This is a genomic window from Kitasatospora sp. NPDC056731 (genome assembly GCF_040687675.1).
GTDB lineage: Bacteria > Actinomycetota > Actinomycetes > Streptomycetales > Streptomycetaceae > Kitasatospora.
The window spans coordinates 22,930-39,013 of record NZ_JBFBNR010000062.1 but is presented as its reverse complement, the minus strand read 5'-3'; the positions used below and the strand labels follow the sequence as shown (position 1 = coordinate 39,013).

General features: G+C 73.5%; 14 protein-coding genes and 1 riboswitch. Of the genes, 7 read left to right on the top strand and 7 right to left on the bottom strand.

Annotated features, from left to right (window positions below; genetic code table 11):
* Positions 1–245 precede the first annotated feature (245 nt).
* On the bottom strand, positions 246–1,205 hold the full coding sequence (locus AB0R04_RS35715; protein ID WP_363377912.1) for a LysM peptidoglycan-binding domain-containing M23 family metallopeptidase: 960 nt from the start codon (positions 1,203–1,205) through the stop codon (positions 246–248).
* 2 nt (positions 1,206–1,207) lie between these two features.
* Positions 1,208–1,390: riboswitch (cyclic di-AMP (ydaO/yuaA leader) on the bottom strand.
* Positions 1,391–1,702: 312 nt separating this feature from the next.
* Between AB0R04_RS35715 and AB0R04_RS35710 the strand changes: the two genes are divergently transcribed.
* On the top strand, positions 1,703–3,235 hold the full coding sequence (locus AB0R04_RS35710) for an MFS transporter (protein ID WP_363377910.1): 1,533 nt from the start codon (positions 1,703–1,705) through the stop codon (positions 3,233–3,235).
* A 7-nt stretch (positions 3,236–3,242) separates the two neighbouring features.
* Here the strand turns inward: AB0R04_RS35710 and purB are convergent, their stop codons facing one another.
* The 4 genes from purB to AB0R04_RS35690 all read right to left on the bottom strand — a co-directional run bounded on the left by purB (position 3,243) and on the right by AB0R04_RS35690 (position 6,567).
* Complete coding sequence (gene purB / locus AB0R04_RS35705; protein WP_363377908.1) at positions 3,243–4,673, bottom strand: adenylosuccinate lyase; 1,431 nt, start codon at positions 4,671–4,673, stop codon at positions 3,243–3,245.
* A gap of 150 nt (positions 4,674–4,823) precedes the next feature.
* On the bottom strand, positions 4,824–5,279 hold the full coding sequence (locus tag AB0R04_RS35700) for a MarR family transcriptional regulator (protein WP_063350221.1): 456 nt from the start codon (positions 5,277–5,279) through the stop codon (positions 4,824–4,826).
* Between the two features lie 119 nt (positions 5,280–5,398).
* Positions 5,399–5,815, bottom strand: coding sequence for a DUF3037 domain-containing protein (locus tag AB0R04_RS35695; protein ID WP_363377905.1), 417 nt, complete (start codon positions 5,813–5,815; stop codon positions 5,399–5,401).
* Complete coding sequence (locus AB0R04_RS35690; RefSeq protein ID WP_079136059.1) at positions 5,812–6,567, bottom strand: HipA family kinase; 756 nt, start codon at positions 6,565–6,567, stop codon at positions 5,812–5,814. Before AB0R04_RS35690 ends, AB0R04_RS35695 begins: the two co-directional genes overlap by 4 nt.
* Before the next feature lie 171 nt (positions 6,568–6,738).
* Here AB0R04_RS35690 and AB0R04_RS35685 point away from each other — a divergent pair, with 171 nt between their 5' ends.
* On the top strand, positions 6,739–8,097 hold the full coding sequence (locus tag AB0R04_RS35685) for an NAD(P)/FAD-dependent oxidoreductase (protein ID WP_363377903.1): 1,359 nt from the start codon (positions 6,739–6,741) through the stop codon (positions 8,095–8,097).
* A gap of 66 nt (positions 8,098–8,163) precedes the next feature.
* Here the strand turns inward: AB0R04_RS35685 and AB0R04_RS35680 are convergent, their stop codons facing one another.
* Both AB0R04_RS35680 and AB0R04_RS35675 read right to left on the bottom strand, forming a co-directional pair.
* Entirely contained in the window at positions 8,164–9,381 is a 1,218-nt protein-coding gene (locus tag AB0R04_RS35680; RefSeq protein WP_363377901.1) for a GDSL-type esterase/lipase family protein, read from the bottom strand.
* A gap of 225 nt (positions 9,382–9,606) precedes the next feature.
* Positions 9,607–10,944: an aminotransferase class I/II-fold pyridoxal phosphate-dependent enzyme gene (locus tag AB0R04_RS35675; RefSeq protein ID WP_363377899.1), complete on the bottom strand. Its 1,338-nt coding sequence runs from the start codon at positions 10,942–10,944 to the stop codon at positions 9,607–9,609.
* A gap of 34 nt (positions 10,945–10,978) precedes the next feature.
* Between AB0R04_RS35675 and AB0R04_RS35670 the strand changes: the two genes are divergently transcribed.
* From AB0R04_RS35670 to AB0R04_RS35650, 5 genes are all read left to right on the top strand, one after another.
* The gene (locus AB0R04_RS35670) at positions 10,979–11,650 is read left to right on the top strand and encodes a pyridoxamine 5'-phosphate oxidase family protein (RefSeq protein ID WP_363377896.1); all 672 of its coding nucleotides are present in this window, start codon (positions 10,979–10,981) and stop codon (positions 11,648–11,650) included.
* 14 nt (positions 11,651–11,664) lie between these two features.
* Positions 11,665–12,318 carry an FMN-binding negative transcriptional regulator gene (locus tag AB0R04_RS35665; RefSeq protein ID WP_363377894.1) on the top strand — a complete coding sequence of 218 codons (654 nt, stop codon included), beginning with the start codon at positions 11,665–11,667 and terminating at the stop codon, positions 12,316–12,318.
* Between the two features lie 241 nt (positions 12,319–12,559).
* Positions 12,560–13,969, top strand: coding sequence for a sugar porter family MFS transporter (locus AB0R04_RS35660; RefSeq protein ID WP_363377892.1), 1,410 nt, complete (start codon positions 12,560–12,562; stop codon positions 13,967–13,969).
* Positions 13,970–14,023: 54 nt separating this feature from the next.
* On the top strand, positions 14,024–14,725 hold the full coding sequence (locus AB0R04_RS35655) for an alpha/beta fold hydrolase (RefSeq protein ID WP_363377890.1): 702 nt from the start codon (positions 14,024–14,026) through the stop codon (positions 14,723–14,725).
* 60 nt (positions 14,726–14,785) lie between these two features.
* The gene (locus AB0R04_RS35650; RefSeq protein WP_363377888.1) at positions 14,786–16,054 is read left to right on the top strand and encodes an MFS transporter; all 1,269 of its coding nucleotides are present in this window, start codon (positions 14,786–14,788) and stop codon (positions 16,052–16,054) included.
* Positions 16,055–16,084: the final 30 nt, after the last annotated feature.

The window sequence follows — 16,084 nt, the reverse complement described above, 5'->3', positions numbered from 1 at the left end:
GAACTCGCCGACATCGGTGGCGCGGTGTCCTTGCGGTTCAGTCCCCGCCCCGGGGATGCCTTTACGGAGGCGATCGCCGAACTCGCCGCCGCCGGTCCCGCGCCCATGTCCACTGCTGCGGCGATCACCCGGTCGAGCGGTCACCCGACATGACCATCCCGGGCGGTCGATTCGCCCCGTAGCAGCGGTGGTTCCTCACCCGACGCATCCGGCACATCCGGTGCATCCGGTGCATCCGGTACGGGTCAGAGCGCGACGCCGTGGGCCCGCAGGTAGGCGACCGGGTTGATGTCCGAGCCGTACTCCGAGCCGTTGCGGATCTCGAAGTGCAGGTGCGGGCCGGTCACGTTGCCGGTCGCGCCGGAGAGGCCGATCTGCTGTCCGGCCTTGACGGCCTGACCGATCTTCACACCGATCGAGGACAGGTGCGCGTACTCGGCGAAGTGGCCGTCGGCGAGCTTGATCTCGACCTCGTTGCCGTAGGCGCCGCCGTTGCCGGCCTTCACCACGACGCCGTTGCCGACGGCGCGCAGCGGGGTGCCGGTGGAGGCGACGAAGTCCTGGCCGGTGTGGTGGCCGGAGGCCCACATCGAGCCGGCCACGCCGTAGGCGGTGCCCAGCTTCGGGCTGGCCAGCGGGGCGACGAAGGCCGAGGCGGCGGCGACCGGCACGGCGGTGACCGCGGTGGTCGGCGCGGCGGTCTGCACCTGGGTCTGGAGCTGGGCGGACGGCTTGGCCGCCTCGGTCCGGACCTCCAGCTGGGCCTGCGGCTTGGCGGCGGTGGTGGCCGGCGCGGCATCCTGGGCGGACGGCTGGGCGGGCTTCGCCGGGGCAGCGGGCTTGGCCGGGGCGGCCTGGCCGGCGATCACGAGCTGCTGACCGGGGAAGATCAGGTCCGGGTTGCCGCCGACGACCTCGCGGTTGTGGTCGTACAGCGCCTGCCAGCCGCCGTCGACGTGCTGGGCGTCGGCGATCCGGGACAGGGTGTCGCCGCTGACGACGCGGTAGCTCTCCTGCGACGGGGCCTGGGCCTGGTCGGCGGGAGCGGCGGCCGGGGCGGCGGTGACGGCGGCGGCCGGCGCGGGGTAGGCCTGGGCGCTCATCGCGGTGACGAGCGGCAGGGCGAAGGAGACACCGGTGACGGCGGTGGCGATCCCGATGCGGGCGGCGCGGGGCAGGGCGATACGACGAGCCTGTGCAGGCATGGAATTTTCCTCTCCGACGCCTGCGAGGTGAGCTGTCGGGTTCGGGCTGGAGTTGCCCGGCCGCACATGCGGCTTCACCCCTAGCCGGCCCTGGATCCGGGTACGCGAAAGCGTGCCGTTTCCGGTCCGGCGACTTACCTGTGGGTCCCCCGCTCCTGCCGTACAGAGTTCGGTGCGAGCCACCGGGCAGCGGCAGGATTCGGCGTTCCACCCGGTGGATCCGTCCGGACTGGCCGGGCGGTCGCTGAACTAAAACCCATCCGTTCGGGTGAAGCAATGTCGATCACTTGAACCGGCAACAACCCCCCGAGCTGCGGTGACCCTCCGAATGATCAGCTGCACCGTACGTGCACAATCCATTCACCCGGCGCCACTGATCCACGACGCTGCGCCGATTCCGCCACCGCTGCGCACCCACCCGCTCACGCACCGCGCACCCACCGACACACCCCCCGGTGACCCTTGTCACGTACGCCCCACGGGCGCAGGATCGGCGCGTGGCCACCTCCGAAGCAGGAACACTGCGCCTGGGCACCTCGCGGGGACGCTGGGTCCTCCTCGCGACGGTGCTCGGCTCCAGCATGGCGATGCTCGACGGCACCGTGGTGAACGTCGCGCTGCCCCGCATCGGCACCGATCTCGGCGCCTCCCTCGCGTCCCTGCAGTGGACGCTCAACGCCTATCTGCTCACCCTGGCCGGACTGATCCTGCTCGGCGGCGCACTCGGCGACCGGTACGGCCGGCGCCGGGTCTTCCTGATCGGCGTGCTCTGGTTCGCCGCCGCCTCCGCGGCCTGCGCCGCCGCCCCCACCATCCACGTGCTGATCGCCGCCCGCGCCGTCCAGGGCATCGGCGGGGCGCTGCTCACCCCCGGTTCGCTCGCCATGCTGCAAGCCGTCTTCCACCCGGACGACCGCTCGGCGGCGGTCGGCCTGTGGTCGGGCCTCGGCGGGGTGTCGGCCGCGGTCGGCCCCTTCCTCGGCGGCTGGCTGGTGGACGGCCCCGGCTGGCGGTGGATCTTCCTGCTGAACCTGCCGCTCGCGGCCGCCGTGGTCGCGGTCACCTCCCGGTTCGTCCCCGAGAGCCGGAACGAGAGCGCCGTCGGCCGCTTCGACGTGCTCGGCGCGCTGCTCGCCGCGCTCGCCCTCGGCGCGATCACCTACGCGCTGACCGCCGCCGGAGAGGGCCTGTCCCCCGCGGTCTGGCTCACCGGCGCGATCGGCCTGCTGCTCGGCGCGGCCTTCATCGCGGTCGAGCGCCGCGCCGCCGAGCCGATGCTGCCGCTCGGCCTCTTCTCCTCCCGGCTGTTCACCGCCGTCAACCTGGTCACCCTCTGCGTCTACGCGGCGTTCAGCGGGGTGTTCTTCCTACTGGTGGTGCAGTTGCAGATCGTCTCCGGCTTCTCCCCGCTGATCTCCGGCCTCGCCCTGGTCCCGATCACCGTGCTGATGCTGACCCTGTCGGCGCGCGCCGGGCGGCTGGGCAAGCGGATCGGCCCCCGGATCCCGCTCACCGTCGGTCCGCTGCTGTGCGCCGCCGGGGTGCTGCTGATGCTGCGCATCGGCCCCGGCTCCTCCTACTGGGCGGACGTGCTGCCCGCCGTCACGGTGCTGGGCTGCGGGATGACCCTGCTGGTCGCGCCGCTGACGGCGACGGTGCTGGCCGCCGTCGAGGTCCGGCACGCGGGCATCGCCAGCGACGTCAACAACGCCGCCGCCCGCGCGGCCGGGCTGCTCGCGGTCGCCGCGCTGCCCGCGCTCGCCGGGCTGAGCGGCGACGCCTACCGGGTGCCGTCCGCGGTGGACTCCGCCTTCCGCACCGCGATGCTGATCTGCGCCGGGCTGCTGGTCACCGGCGGGCTGACGGCCTTCGCCACCGTCCGCGGCAACGTGCTCGCGCCGGCGGACCGCCCGGTGGCCGAGCCGGACTGCGAGTGGGCCTGCGGCACCACCCCGCCGCTCGACCCGGGCCACGTCCACACGGACGAGGGCCCCGCCACCGGATCGGCGGCAGGGCCCTCAGCCAACTGACGAAGCGTCAGAGAATGTCGGCCGGAGCGTACTTGGCGGCCTCCGGGTAGGCGGCGGCGACGGCCTCCACCTGGCGGACCACCTCGGCGACCTGGGCGCCGGCCGCACCGGTGAAGGAGAGCCGGTCGGCCAGCAGCGCGTCCAGCCCGGCCCGGTCCAGCGGGATCCGCTCGTCGGCGGCCAGCCGGTCCAGCAGCTCGTTCTCGCGGCCACCCGCACGCATCGCCAGCGCGGAGGCGACGGCGTGCTCCTTGATGACCTCGTGCCCGGTCTCCCGGCCGACGCCCGCGCGCACCGCGCCCATCAGCACCTTGGTGGTGGCGAGGAACGGCAGGTAGCGGTCCAGCTCGGCCTCGATCACGGCGGGGAAGGCGCCGAACTCGTCGAGGACGGTCAGGAAGGTCTCCAGCAGGCCGTCGAAGGCGAAGAAGGCGTCCGGCAGCGCGACCCGGCGCACCACCGAGCAGGAGACGTCACCCTCGTTCCACTGGTCGCCGGCCAGCTCGCCGGTCATCGAGGCGTAGCCGCGCAGGATGACGGCCAGGCCGTTGACGCGCTCGCAGGAGCGGGTGTTCATCTTGTGCGGCATCGCCGAGGAGCCGACCTGGCCCTCCTTGAAGCCCTCCGTGACCAGCTCGTGGCCGGCCATCAGACGGATGGTCTTGGCCAGGCTGGACGGCGCGGCGGCCAGCTGGACGAGGGCGGTGAGCACCTCGAAGTCCAGCGAGCGCGGGTAGACCTGGCCGACGCTGATAAACACGTTGTCGAAGCCGAGGTGCCCGGCGACCCGGCGCTCCAGCTCGGCGAGCTTGTCGGTGTCGCCACCGAGCAGGTCCAGCATGTCCTGGGCGGTGCCGACCGGGCCCTTGATCCCGCGCAGCGGGTAGCGGGCGATCAGCTCCTCCAGGCGGCGGAAGGCGACCAGCAGCTCGTCGGTGATCGACGCGAAGCGCTTGCCCAGGGTGGTGGCCTGCGCGGCCACGTTGTGCGAGCGGCCGGCCATGACCAGCGCGGAGTGCTGGGCGGACAGGCGGGCCAGCCGGACCAGCACGGCCACCGTACGGTCGCGCACGTGCTCCAGGGACTGGCGGATCTGCAGCTGCTCGACGTTCTCGGTCAGATCCCGGGAGGTCATGCCCTTGTGGATCTGCTCGTGGCCGGCGAGTTCGCTGAACTCCTCGATGCGGGCCTTCACGTCGTGGCGGGTGACCCGCTCACGGGCGGCGATCGAGCCGAGGTCGACCTGGTCGATCACCCGCTCGTAGTCGGCGACGGCGTTCGCCGGTACCTCGACACCGAGGTCCTGCTGGGCCTTCAGGACGGCGAGCCACAGGTGGCGCTCGAGGACCACCTTGTGCTCGGGGGACCACAGCTGGGCCAGGGTCGCCGAGGCGTACCGGGAGGCCAGGACATTGGGGATCTGGGGCTTCGCGCTCACGCTTCGCAAGCCTAACAGCCGAGGTCAGCCGGAACGTCGGCGCCTCGGGCGGCTACGGCCCGGGCCGGAGCGGACGGCTCCGGCCGGGCCCGCCCGGCGGCTCCCGCCGGGCACGGCGCGGTCCGTTACCGGGCGGCTTACTGGGCTGGCTTACTGCGCGGCGCCGGCCCGGCCGGCCAGCACCGGCAGGACCTGCCCGCAGATCGAGTGCAGCGCGATCCGCTGCTCGTCGGTCATCGCCTCGAACGCCTGGTGGGTGCGGGCCATCTCGCCGCGGATGCGGTTCAGGATCTCCCGGCCCTCGTCCGTGATCACGACGATCTTCACCCGGCGGTCGCCGGCGGCGGCCTCCCGGTGGGCCAGGCGCAGCGTCTCCAGCCGGTCCACGATCCCGGTGACGTTGGACGCGTCGCAGCCCAGCCGTCCGGCCAGCGCCCGCATCGGCACCGGCTCCTGCACCGCGCCGAGCGCCTTGGCCTGCGAGGAGGAGAGCCCGTGCCGGGCCGCGGCCGCCGCGAAGTCCTGGAAATACGCGGCGCCGACGGCGGCCAACGCCTCCATCAACTCGGCGTTGGTCGGTACGGTCGTCGTCGCTGTCGAACCCATGGGGTCAGCGTACGGCCGAGTGCTTCAGCAACTCAAGCTTTGACCACGGCAACCGTCGACGGCTTGACCAGAACTGCAGCACCGGCCGGTCGACAGAGCTTCCGGCCGGTCGACAGAGCTTAGAGCACCAGCTGATCGAACAGGTGCCGCAGCTCCGGCTCCGGGTCCGCGGTCAGCCCGGTGTGCACCGGCCCCGGCTGGACGATCGCGCTGCGCGGAGCGGTCAGCCAGCGGAACCGCTGCCCCGGGCTGTCCCCCGCCGCCGGACCGGCCTGCGGGCCCCCGGCGCACACCGCCTCGATCCCGTGCAGCGCCCGCCGCACCCCGTTCACGTCCGCCACCGGGTCGAGCGCCAGCAGCCGGGCCTGGTCCAGGTGCGTGCGCGCGGCCAGGTACCCGTTCTGCCGGCAGTACAGCAGCACCCCGACGTTGACGCACTCGCCGCGTTCCACCCGCGGCACCGCGCGGATCACGGCGTACTCGTAGTCGTGCAGTTCGACGGCGGCCGGCAGCGCGGGCGTCCTCGGCTCGGTCATGCGGGCACCTCCGGCAGCCAGTCGCGCGGACCGGCCAGTCGGCCGGTCAGCTGGGCGCGGTACGCGGCGCGCACCGCCTCGGGCGAGTCGAAGCCGGGCTCGTCCAGCAGCCAGACCTCCGGGATCCTCGCCACCGCGCCCTCGATCGCGGCCTCCGCGAGCGGCGCGAGCGCCTTGTCCGCGGCCGTCAGGTCCGGCCGGGCCCGCAGCAGCGCGTGGTCGGAGGCGTCGTACGGGCGGCGCACCCAGGCGGCGGCGCCCGCCCAGTGGTGGTGGAAGATCAGGCTCGCGCCGTGGTCGATCAGCCGCAGCCCGCCGGTCGCCACCAGCAGGTTGGGGTTGCGCCAGGAGCGGTCGACATTGCCGATCAGCGCGTCGAACCAGAGCACCTGACCGGCCAGCTCCGGATCCACCTCGAAGCAGAGCGGGTCGAAGTTGAGCGCGCCGCTGACGAAGGCCATCCCGAGGTTGGTCCCGCCACTGGCCCGCATCTGGTCCTGGACCTGCTGGTCCGGCTCGCTGCGGGCCAGCACCGGATCCAGGTCGACCGTCACCAGCTCCGGCACCGGCAGCCCGAGCCGCCGGCCCAACTCCCCGGCCAGCACCTCCGCCACCAACGCCTTCCGGCCCTGCGCCGCACCGACCCATTTCAGCGCGTACAGCCGCCGGTCGTCGGCCTCGACCAGGCCCGGCATCGAGCCGCCTTCTCGCAGTGGCGTCACATAACGGACCGCCGTCACCTCGGGGAGCACACCCGACAGCCTATCGGTGCCGACCCGTCACCTCCTCCCCTCCGTACGCCCCCCGCCCCGCCCCTCCACCATCCGCCCCACCCCGGTGGCAGCCCCCGCTGCTCCGTGCGAGTGTGGCGGACAGCAATGGGGACCTTCGCGGTTACGACCTGCACGGCAAAGGGATGAGCGATGGAACGACCTCGGATCCTGATCGTGGGCGGTGGCTTCGCCGGCCTGGAGTGCGCCCGCCGACTCGAACGCAAGCTCGCGCCGTCGGAGGCCGAGATCTCGCTGGTCACACCGTTCAGCTACCAGCTCTACCTGCCCCTGCTGCCGCACGTCGCGGCCGGCGTGCTGACCCCGCAGTCGGTCGCGGTCTCCCTGCGCCGCACGCTGCGCCGCACCCACATCGTTCCGGGCGGCGCGATCGGCGTGGACCCGGCCTCCAAGGTGTGCGTGGTCCGCAAGATCACCGACGAGGTGGTGGCGCAGAAGTACGACTACCTGGTCCTCGCCCCCGGCAGCGTCACCCGCACCTTCGACATCCCCGGCCTGACCGACTACGCCCGCGGCATGAAGACGCTCGCCGAGGCGGCCTACGTCCGCGACCACGTGATCGCCCAACTCGACCTCGCCTCGGCCACCTTGGACCAGCGGGAGCGCGAGTCCCGGCTCCAGTTCGTGGTCGTCGGCGGCGGCTACGCGGGCACCGAGACGGCCGCCTGCCTGCAACGCCTGACCACCGCCGCGTCCCACCGCTATCCGCGCCTGGACACCCGGCAGATCAAGTGGCACCTGATCGACATCGCCCCGAAGCTGATGCCGGAGCTGGGCGACGCGCTGGGCCTGGCCGCTCTGGAGGTGCTGCGCGGCCGCGGCATCGAGGTGTCGCTGGGCGTCTCGGTGGCCGAAGTCGGCGCCGAGTCGGTCAAGTTCACCGACGGCCGGGTGCTGCCCTGCCGCACGCTGATCTGGACCGCCGGGGTGGCCGCGAGCCCGCTGATCGGCACGCTGGACGCGGAGACGGTCCGCGGCCGGCTCGCGGTGACGGCGGAGATGCGGGTGCCGCAGTTCGAGAGCGTGTTCGCGCTGGGCGACGCGGCCGCCGTGCCGGACCTCGCCAAGGGCGACGGCGCGGTCTGCCCGCCGACCGCCCAGCACTCCGCCCGGCAGGGCCGCGTGGTGGCCGACAACGTGATCGCCGCGCTCCGCGACCAGCCTCTGGAGCCCTACTACCACAAGGACTTGGGCCTGGTGGTCGACCTGGGCGGCAAGGACGCGGTGTCCAAGCCGCTCGGCGTGGAGCTGCACGGGGTGCCGGCCCAGCTGGTGGCCCGCGGCTACCATCTGATGGCGATGCGCACCAACGCGGCCAAGTTCCGGGTGGGCGCCAACTGGCTGCTCAACGCGACCGCCGGGGACGACTTCGTCCGGACCGGCTTCCTCGCCCGGCAGCCCGCCCGGATGCGCGATTTCGAGTACACCGACGCCTACTTGACGAAGGACCAGGTCCGGGCGCACGCCCAGGCCCTGCTCGCCAAGGGCTGAGCCACCCGGCGCCCGCCTCCGGAACCGATCCGGAGAACGGGCGCCGAGCGCCACAACGTCACGGCGTCACCGCGCCGCCAGGTACATCCCGCCCGCGTCCTGCCCCGCCGTGTTGCGGCACGCGTAGTCGCCGCTGCTCTGCCCCCACAGCAGGGTCAGGCAGCGCCCGAGCGCCTGCTGCCCGTAGTAGTTGGGGTGCATCGACTCCTGCAGCACGCCCTGGGTGGAGTTGAGGCCGCCGTCCAGGAAGCGCGCCCATTCGCTGGTGGTCGCGGACGGTCCGGCGGTGGCGGTCGGCTGCCGGGTGGCCGTCGAGCAGACCTCGCGGCCCTGGAGCATGTCGGAGAGGTCGAGGAACTGGGCGCCCTTGGACGCCGCGACCCCGGCCAGCGACTTGGAGATCTGCGGCACCATCGAGTCGCGCGCCCAGTCGGCGTCACCGTCCCAGAACGGGCAGCCACCGGTGTTCGAGCGGGTCCAGCCGCTCTCCGGGTAGCGCATCTCGGCGCTGCGCGGGATCGGCGAGGGGTAGGACTGCAGGACGAGGCGGTAGTCCCCCTGCGCGTAGCCGGCGCCGGCCATCACCGCGCGGATCTCGTCGATCGCCTTGCCGACCCCGGCCATCGCCGTGGGCATCTTCGAGTCGATCGAGGACTGCGCGGAGTCGTGGCAGTAGGAGTACCAGATGAGGTAGTCCTGGACGCAGTTGGAGATGATGCCGCCGAAGCCGAGGTCGTTGCCGCCGATCGACAGCGTGATCAGCTTGACGTTGTTCTGCCGTGCCACGGTGGCGAGTTGGTCGGCCTGCGGGGCCTCGCCCTTGAGCGTCTGGCCGCCGCTGGCGGCGCGGAAGATGTTCGCGGTGACGGCGCCGGAGCAGGCCAGGTTGATCTCGTTCTGCGCGCCGGTGGAGGCGCTGAGCACCTCGGCGACGTCGGAGCGGTCGCAGCCGCTCGCGGCCGTGGGGCCGTAGATCCGGGAGGCGTCGGCGGAACTGCCGTTCCAGGCGCGGTCGGTACCGGCCCGGCTGCCGCTGGTGCCGGCGGCGTTGCCCATCCAGCGGCCGGCCTCGCCGGAGATGTAGCTGTCGCCGAGCGTGACGCTGGCGGTGGGGCCGCCCGGTGCGGCGAGGGGTACGGAGGGGGCCGCGGCGGCCGGCGCGGCGGCGGCGAGGCCGCCGGCCATCAGACCGCCGGCGGCCAGCGGGAGGGCGAGGGCCGCGGTGAGCAGCCGTCGGCGGAGTCGAGGGGCGCTGCGGGTGATGCTCGAACTGTTTTCGGGCACGGCGGAACTCCTGCGGCTCGGTCTTCCCGTGCGGTGGGGACGGGAGGACGCCTAGGTGAGGGTGGGCCGCCGGCCGGTGGCGCGATGAACATGACATGCCCGCACTGGTTACCGCTAGGTATCTGCACCAGGTTTCCCGCTTTGTTACCGCCGGGTTCAGACCAGCGGAGCACCGGGTTCAGACCGGCGGAGCGCACGGGTCGAACCGGACCGGCGGAGCCCGGTTCACACCAGCCGCGAACCGGCCCCGCCCGCCCCCAGCACGGCCGCCAGGTCCTCGGCCAGCCGCTGCGCGTCCGCCGGTTCCAGCTGGGCCACGGTGAGCCGCAGCCCGGGCGGGGACTGGATGCGGTAGCGCGCGCCGGGCGCCGCGACCCAGCCGCGCTGCACCAGCGCCACCAGCACGGAAGTCTCGTCCGGCACCGGCACCCAGACGTTCAGTCCGCTCTCGCCGTGCGCCTCGATGCCGCGCGCGGCGAGTTCACCGAGCAGCGCGTCCCGGCGGGCCCGGTAGACGCCGGCCACCCGGGCGACCGGCACCGCGTCGGTGCGCCACAGTTCGGCGACGGCCCGCTGGAGCAGGTGGCTGACCCAGCCGGCGCCCAGGCGCAGCCGCCCGGTCACCCGCCCGATGGTGTCCTGGTCGCCGACGGCCACCGAGAGCCGCAGGTCCGGGCCGTACGCCTTGGCCGCCGAGCGCACCACGGCCCAGTGCTGCGCGCCGGCACCCACCAGCGAGTGGTACGGCTGGTCGACCATGCCGTGCCCGTGGTCGTCCTCGATCAGCAGCACGCCGGGGTGCTCGGCCAGGACGGTCCGCAGCTCCTCGGCCCGGCGGGCGGTGATCGCGGCGCCGGTCGGGTTCTGCGCCCGGCTGGTGACCACCACCGCGCGGGCGCCCTCGGCCAGCGCGGCGGCGAGCGAGTCGGGCAGCGGACCCTCGTCGTCCAGCCGGACGGGCGCGGGCCGCAGGCCGAGCGCGGGCAGCAGGTCGAGCAGGCTGCCCCAGCCCGGGTCCTCGACGGCGACGGCGTCGCCGGGGCGCAGCCGGGTGGCGAGGATGCGCTCGATGGTGTCGAGCGAGCCGGAGGCGACGGCGATCGGGCCGCCGGGCAGGCCGTCGGCCTCGAAGGAGGCGCGGGCGAGCGCGAGCAGCCCGGGGTCGATGGCCGGGTGCCCGTACAGGACGGGCTCGGCGTGGGCGGCCGCGGCGGCGGCCGCGAGGACCGGGGCGAGGTCGGGCAGCAGCGCCGGGTCGGGGTTGCCGGCGGACAGGTCGCGGGCGTGCGGGGGGACGGGGACGCGGATCTGGTCGCGCGGGGTGAGCGCGGGCCTGGGGAGGATTCGGCTGCCCTTGCGACCGGCGGTCTCGATCACCCCGCGGTCGCGGAGCAGCCGGTAGGCGGCGGCGACGGTGTTGGGGTTGACGCCGAGTTCGGTGGCGAGGTCGCGCAGCGGGGGCAGCGCGGTTCCGGGGGCGAGGCGTCCGGTGCTCACGCCCTGTTCGATGTGGGACGCGATTTCGCTGGCGCGTCGCCCTTTCAGCGGATAGTCTCCTAGCACAAAGCAAATTATGCACTAGTACATAGAGGTTGTCATGTCGGCCCCTTCAGAAGGCTCCGCCAGCTACTCCCGCACCCCCCGCACCACCCCCACCCGCTACAAGGACCGCGCCACCTGGGAGCAGGAGGCGATCCACGACATCCTCGACCACGCGTACATCTGCCACCTCGGCTTCGTCGCCGACGGCGCCCCCGTCGTCCTGCCGACCATCTACGCCCGCGTCGGCGGCCGGCTGTACGTCCACGGCTCCACCGGCAGCCGTCCGCTGCGCAACGCCTCCGCCGACCAGGGCCTGCCGGTCTGCCTCACCGTCACCCTGGTCGACGCGCTGGTGCTGACCAAGTCCGCGTTCAACCACTCGGTCAACTTCCGCTCGGTGGTCGCCCACGGCACCGCCCACCAGGTCACCGACCCCGAGGAGCTGGACGTCGCGCTGGCCGCGCTGGTCGACCACGCGATCCCCGGCCGCTCCGCCGACGTCCGCCCGGCCAACGCCAAGGAACTCGCCGCCACCGCCGTCCTGCGGCTCGACCTGGACGAGGTCTCGGCCAAGACCCGCGACGACGGCGCCGACGACGACCCGGAGGACCTCGACCTGCCCCACTGGTCCGGCCTGATCCCGGTCACCACCGTGCACGGCACCCCCGAGCCCGCCGCCTCCACCACCGTCCCGCTGCCCGCGCACCTGCGCGGCTACCCCCGCTGACGGAGGGCCCGCCGATGCTGATCAGATCCTGGGACCGCGGCGACGAACAGGAGTGGCGCGCCTGGCTGGCCGAGGGCCGCGACTTCGGCCTGCTCGCCGCCAACGGCGGACCGGGCGAGGGCCCGGTGCTCGTCCCGACGCACTTCCTGCTGGACGCCGAGCGCGGCGAGATCCTGCTCCACCTCGCCACGCCCAACCCGCTGCTGGCCGCCGTCCGGGCCGACCCGCAGGTCACCCTCGCGGTCACTGACGGCTACGCCTTCGCGCCCGGCCACTGGCGCGGCGAGCCGGGCACGCCCACCAGCTACTACGCCTCCGTCCACTTCCACTGCACCGCCGAGCTCGTCGAGTCCGCGGCGGGCAAGGCGGAGATCCTCAACCGCCAGCTGGCGCACTTCCAGCCGGAGACGCCGGAGACCCGGGTGGTGCCCGGTGAGGGCGAGTTCTCCCGGCTGCTCCCCGGCCTGCGCGGGCTCCGCCTGACGGTCCGCGAGGTGCGCGCCAAGTTCAAGTACGACGACAAGAAGCCGGCCGACGCCCAGCAGTCGATCGCCGACCGGCTGGCCGAGCGCGAGGCCGGCCGCGCGAACGCCCCGCACCGCCGGCGCGACCAGGACGCCGCCGCCCGCACCCAACTGCTGCGCCGGCTCCAGCGGCGCGCCGGCTGACCGGGGCGCGCCGACCGACCGGGGGCGCGTCAACTGGCCCGGCGGGCGCACCGGCTGGCCCGGGGGCGCGTCCGACCGTCCACGCTCCCGGCGCGAACGGCCCATCGCGCCCCGGGTGACTGACCCCGGATCACCCGATCGGCGCCCAATTCGAGCAGGGCGGCCCCGCCGCTGCTCGAATGTGAGACGAGCCCTGCCCACTCGGCCGTCAGAGCGGGCCCGTCCACCTCGGGGAGCGCGCTTGTCCACACTCAACAGCCACCGGGCGGGCGAGGCCCACCTCGGGCACGTCATCTTCATCTCCGCCGCCGCCGCGATGGGCGGGTTCCTGTTCGGCTACGACAGCGCGGTGATCAACGGTGCGGTGACGGGCATCCAGAAGCACTTCGCCGTGGGCAACGGCGAAACGGCCTTCGTGGTGGCCATCGCGCTGCTCGGCTCGGCGGCCGGCGCGGTGGCCGCCGGCCGGCTCGCCGACCACCTCGGCCGGGTCCGGACCATGCTGCTGGCCGCCACCCTGTTCGCGATCAGCGGCATCGGCTCGATGTTCCCGCCGAGCATCCAGGTGCTGGCCACCTGGCGCGTGGTCGGCGGCATCGCGATCGGCATCGCCTCGGTGATCGCGCCGACCTACATCGCCGAGGTCGCGCCGACCGCCTACCGGGGCCGGCTCGCCTCCTTTCAGCAGATGGCGATCGTGCTCGGCATCACCATCTCCCAGCTCGCCAACTGGGCGCTCAACCAGGCCGCCGGCGGCGAGTCCACCGGCCACCTGGGCGGCATCCAGGCCTGGCAGTGGATGCTCGGCGTGGAGACCATCCCGGCCCTGGTGTACGGGCTGATGGCGCTCGCCATCCCGGAGTCGCCGCGCTACCTGATCGCCGACCACCGGGAGGACCAGGCCCGCAAGGTGCTGCGCGAGGTGGAGGGCGAGGACGTCGACCTGGACACCCGGGTCGCGGAGATCCGCGCGGTGCTGGAGTCCTCGCACAAGCCCCGGCTCAAGGACCTGCTCGGCGGGCGGTTCGGCCTGCTGCCGATCGTCTGGGTCGGCATCGGGGCCTCGGTGTTCCAGCAGTTCGTCGGCATCAACGTGATCTTCTACTACTCCTCCTTCCTCTGGCAGTCGGTCGGCATCAACGAGTCCAACTCGCTGCTGATCAGCCTCTCCACCTCGATCATCAACGTGATCGGCACGGTGATCGCGATGGCGCTGGTGGACCGGATCGGCCGCAAGCCGCTCGCCCTGGCCGGCTCGATCGGCATGGCGCTCGCGCTGGGCACCGCCGCCTGGGCGTTCTCGTACCGGCACGGCACGGGGGACACCGCCACCCTCGACAACACCCACGCCACCGTCGCCCTGATCGCGGCGCACGTCTTCGTGCTCTGCTTCGCCTTCTCCTGGGGCGTGGTGGTCTGGGTCCTGCTCGGCGAGATGTTCCCCAACCGGATCCGCGCGCTCGCGCTGTCCGTCGCCGCCTCGGCCCAGTGGATCGCCAACTGGGCGATCACCGTCAGCTTCCCCAACCTCGCCGACTGGAATCTGTCGGCGACGTACGTCATCTACGCGGCCTTCGCGCTGCTCTCCATCCCGTTCGTGGCCTTCTGCATCAAGGAGACCAAGGGCCGCGCCCTGGAGGAGATGGGCTGAGCCCGCCCCCGTCGAGTCCCCGCCGCATCCGGCCCGACCCCCCGCGAGGAACCCATGCCTGACCAGGGCGGCTCCCGGCAGAACGTCGCCTTCCCGAGCAACGGCCGTACCGCGCACGGGTACCTGGCCCGCCCGCCCCAGGGCATCGGGCCGGGCCTGGTGGTGGTGCAGGAGTGGTGGGGCCTCACCCCGCACGTCGCGACGATGGCCGACCGCTTCGCCGCCGAGGGCTTCACCGTGCTGGCCCCCGACCTGTTCGGCGGCGCCACCACCCACGACCGCACCGAGGCGGCCCGGCTCACCCGCGAACTCCCGGTCGAGCGGGCCGTCGAGGACCTCTCCGGAGCCGTCGACCACCTGCTCGCCCTGGAGGGCGTGGTCGGCGACGCGGTCGGCGTGGTCGGCTTCTGCATGGGCGGCGGCTTCGCCCTGCTGCTGGCCGCCCGGGAGGGCGACCGGGTCGCCGCGGTGGTGCCCTTCTACGGCCTCCCGCCCGACCCGGACTTCGACTATCGGGGCCTGACCGCCCACGTCCTGGGGCACTTCGGCGAACTGGACGGCTCGATCCCGATGGCCGCCGTCGACGAGGCCGCGATCCGGATCGGCGAGGCCACCGACGTCCGCCCCGAGATCCACTTCTACCCGGCCGGCCACGCCTTCATGAACGACGAGAACCCGCTCGGCACCTACGACCCGCTCCAGGCCGCGACCGCCTGGCGCCGCACCCTCACCTTCCTCTGGGGCCACCTGGGCTGAGCCCGTCCCAGCCGCGAAAACCCGATGGACAGCTGTACGAACCGCGGCCATAGTCTCCAGGTGCCGACCCGACCCCCGCGCCCCCGCCGCCTCGCCTGGGCGAGCCGCAACTTCCGCATCCAGACCGCCGCCACCGTGGTCAGCGGCCTCGGCAACGCCGGCGCCCCCATCGCCACCGCCTTCGCCGTGCTCGGCCACGGCGGCACCACGTCCGAGGTCGGCTACGTCACCGCCGCCCGGCTGCTGCCCACCGTCCTGCTCCTGGTGGTCGGCGGCGCCCTCGCCGACCGGATGCCCCGGCACCACCTCATGGTCGCCGCCAACCTGTTCAGCGGCCTGTCCCAGGTCGTCCTGGCCGCGCTGGTGCTGTCCGGGGACATCCGGCTCTGGCAGCTGATGCTGCTCTCCGCCGCCGGCGGCGCCGGGTACGCGCTCTACTCCCCCGCCTCCGGCGGCATGATGCTGCAGGCCGTCGCCCCGGAGCACGCCGCCCGGGCCTTCTCGGTGTTCCGGATGGGCCAGAACGCCTCCCAGATCGGCGGCGCCGCGCTCGGCGGCGCGCTCACCGCCGCCGTCGGCCCCGGCTGGGTGCTCGCCCTGGACGGCGCCTGCTTCCTGGTCGCCGCCTCGCTCCGGTTCTTCCTGGAGGCCGAGCAGGCGCCCGCCCCGCAGGGCCACAGCATGCTGCGCGATCTGCGGGAGGGCTGGCGGGAGTTCGCCTCCCGCCGCTGGCTCTGGGTGGTCGTGGCGCAGTTCTCCGTCCTGGTCGCCTGCATCGGCGCGGTCGAGTCGGTCTACGGGCCGACGGTCGCCAAGGAGCGCCTCGGCGGGGCGTCCGACTGGGGCCTGGCGATGGCCGCCTACGGCGTCGGGTTGGTGGTGACCGGCGTGCTGATGGCCCGCTGGCGGCCCCGCCGGATCCTGTTGGTCGGCAACTGGGGGGTGTTCCTGTTCGGCGTGCCCGCCCTGGCGCTGGCGGCGGAGGCGCCGCTGCCGCTGCTCGCTCTCGCGATGTTCCTGTCCGGGGTCGGCGTCACCGTCTTCGGCGTCAACTGGATGGTCGCGCTCCAGCAGGAGATCCCCGAGGAGATGTTCTCCCGGGTCGCCGCGTACGACGAGCTCGGCTCCTTCTCGCTGTCCCCGATCGGCATCGCGCTGGCCGGCCCGGCGGCCACGGTGCTCGGCCTCTCGGGCGCGCTGTGGGCCTGCGCCGTCGTCTGCCTGGTGCTCAGCGCGGTCGTGCTGCTGGAGCCTCAGGTCCGCCGACTGGCCCGCAGGAGCACCGCCGACGCACCGGTGGCCGCCGCCGAGCCGGTGGCCGCGCCGTGAGCGCCCCGTGCGCCCCGCGTGCGCCCGGCC

What these genes read in the sequence shown, in the direction of transcription:
- AB0R04_RS35700 (WP_063350221.1), bottom strand. Translation starts at nt 5,279, where the DNA reads ATGGGTTCGACAGCGACGACGACCGTACCGACCAACGCCGAGTTGATG.
- AB0R04_RS35695 (WP_363377905.1), bottom strand. Translation starts at nt 5,815, where the DNA reads ATGACCGAGCCGAGGACGCCCGCGCTGCCGGCCGCCGTCGAACTGCAC.
- AB0R04_RS35670 (WP_363377896.1), top strand. Translation starts at nt 10,979, where the DNA reads ATGTCGGCCCCTTCAGAAGGCTCCGCCAGCTACTCCCGCACCCCCCGC.
- AB0R04_RS35685 (WP_363377903.1), top strand. Translation starts at nt 6,739, where the DNA reads ATGGAACGACCTCGGATCCTGATCGTGGGCGGTGGCTTCGCCGGCCTG.
- AB0R04_RS35715 (WP_363377912.1), bottom strand. Translation starts at nt 1,205, where the DNA reads ATGCCTGCACAGGCTCGTCGTATCGCCCTGCCCCGCGCCGCCCGCATC.
- AB0R04_RS35655 (WP_363377890.1), top strand. Translation starts at nt 14,024, where the DNA reads ATGCCTGACCAGGGCGGCTCCCGGCAGAACGTCGCCTTCCCGAGCAAC.
- AB0R04_RS35665 (WP_363377894.1), top strand. Translation starts at nt 11,665, where the DNA reads ATGCTGATCAGATCCTGGGACCGCGGCGACGAACAGGAGTGGCGCGCC.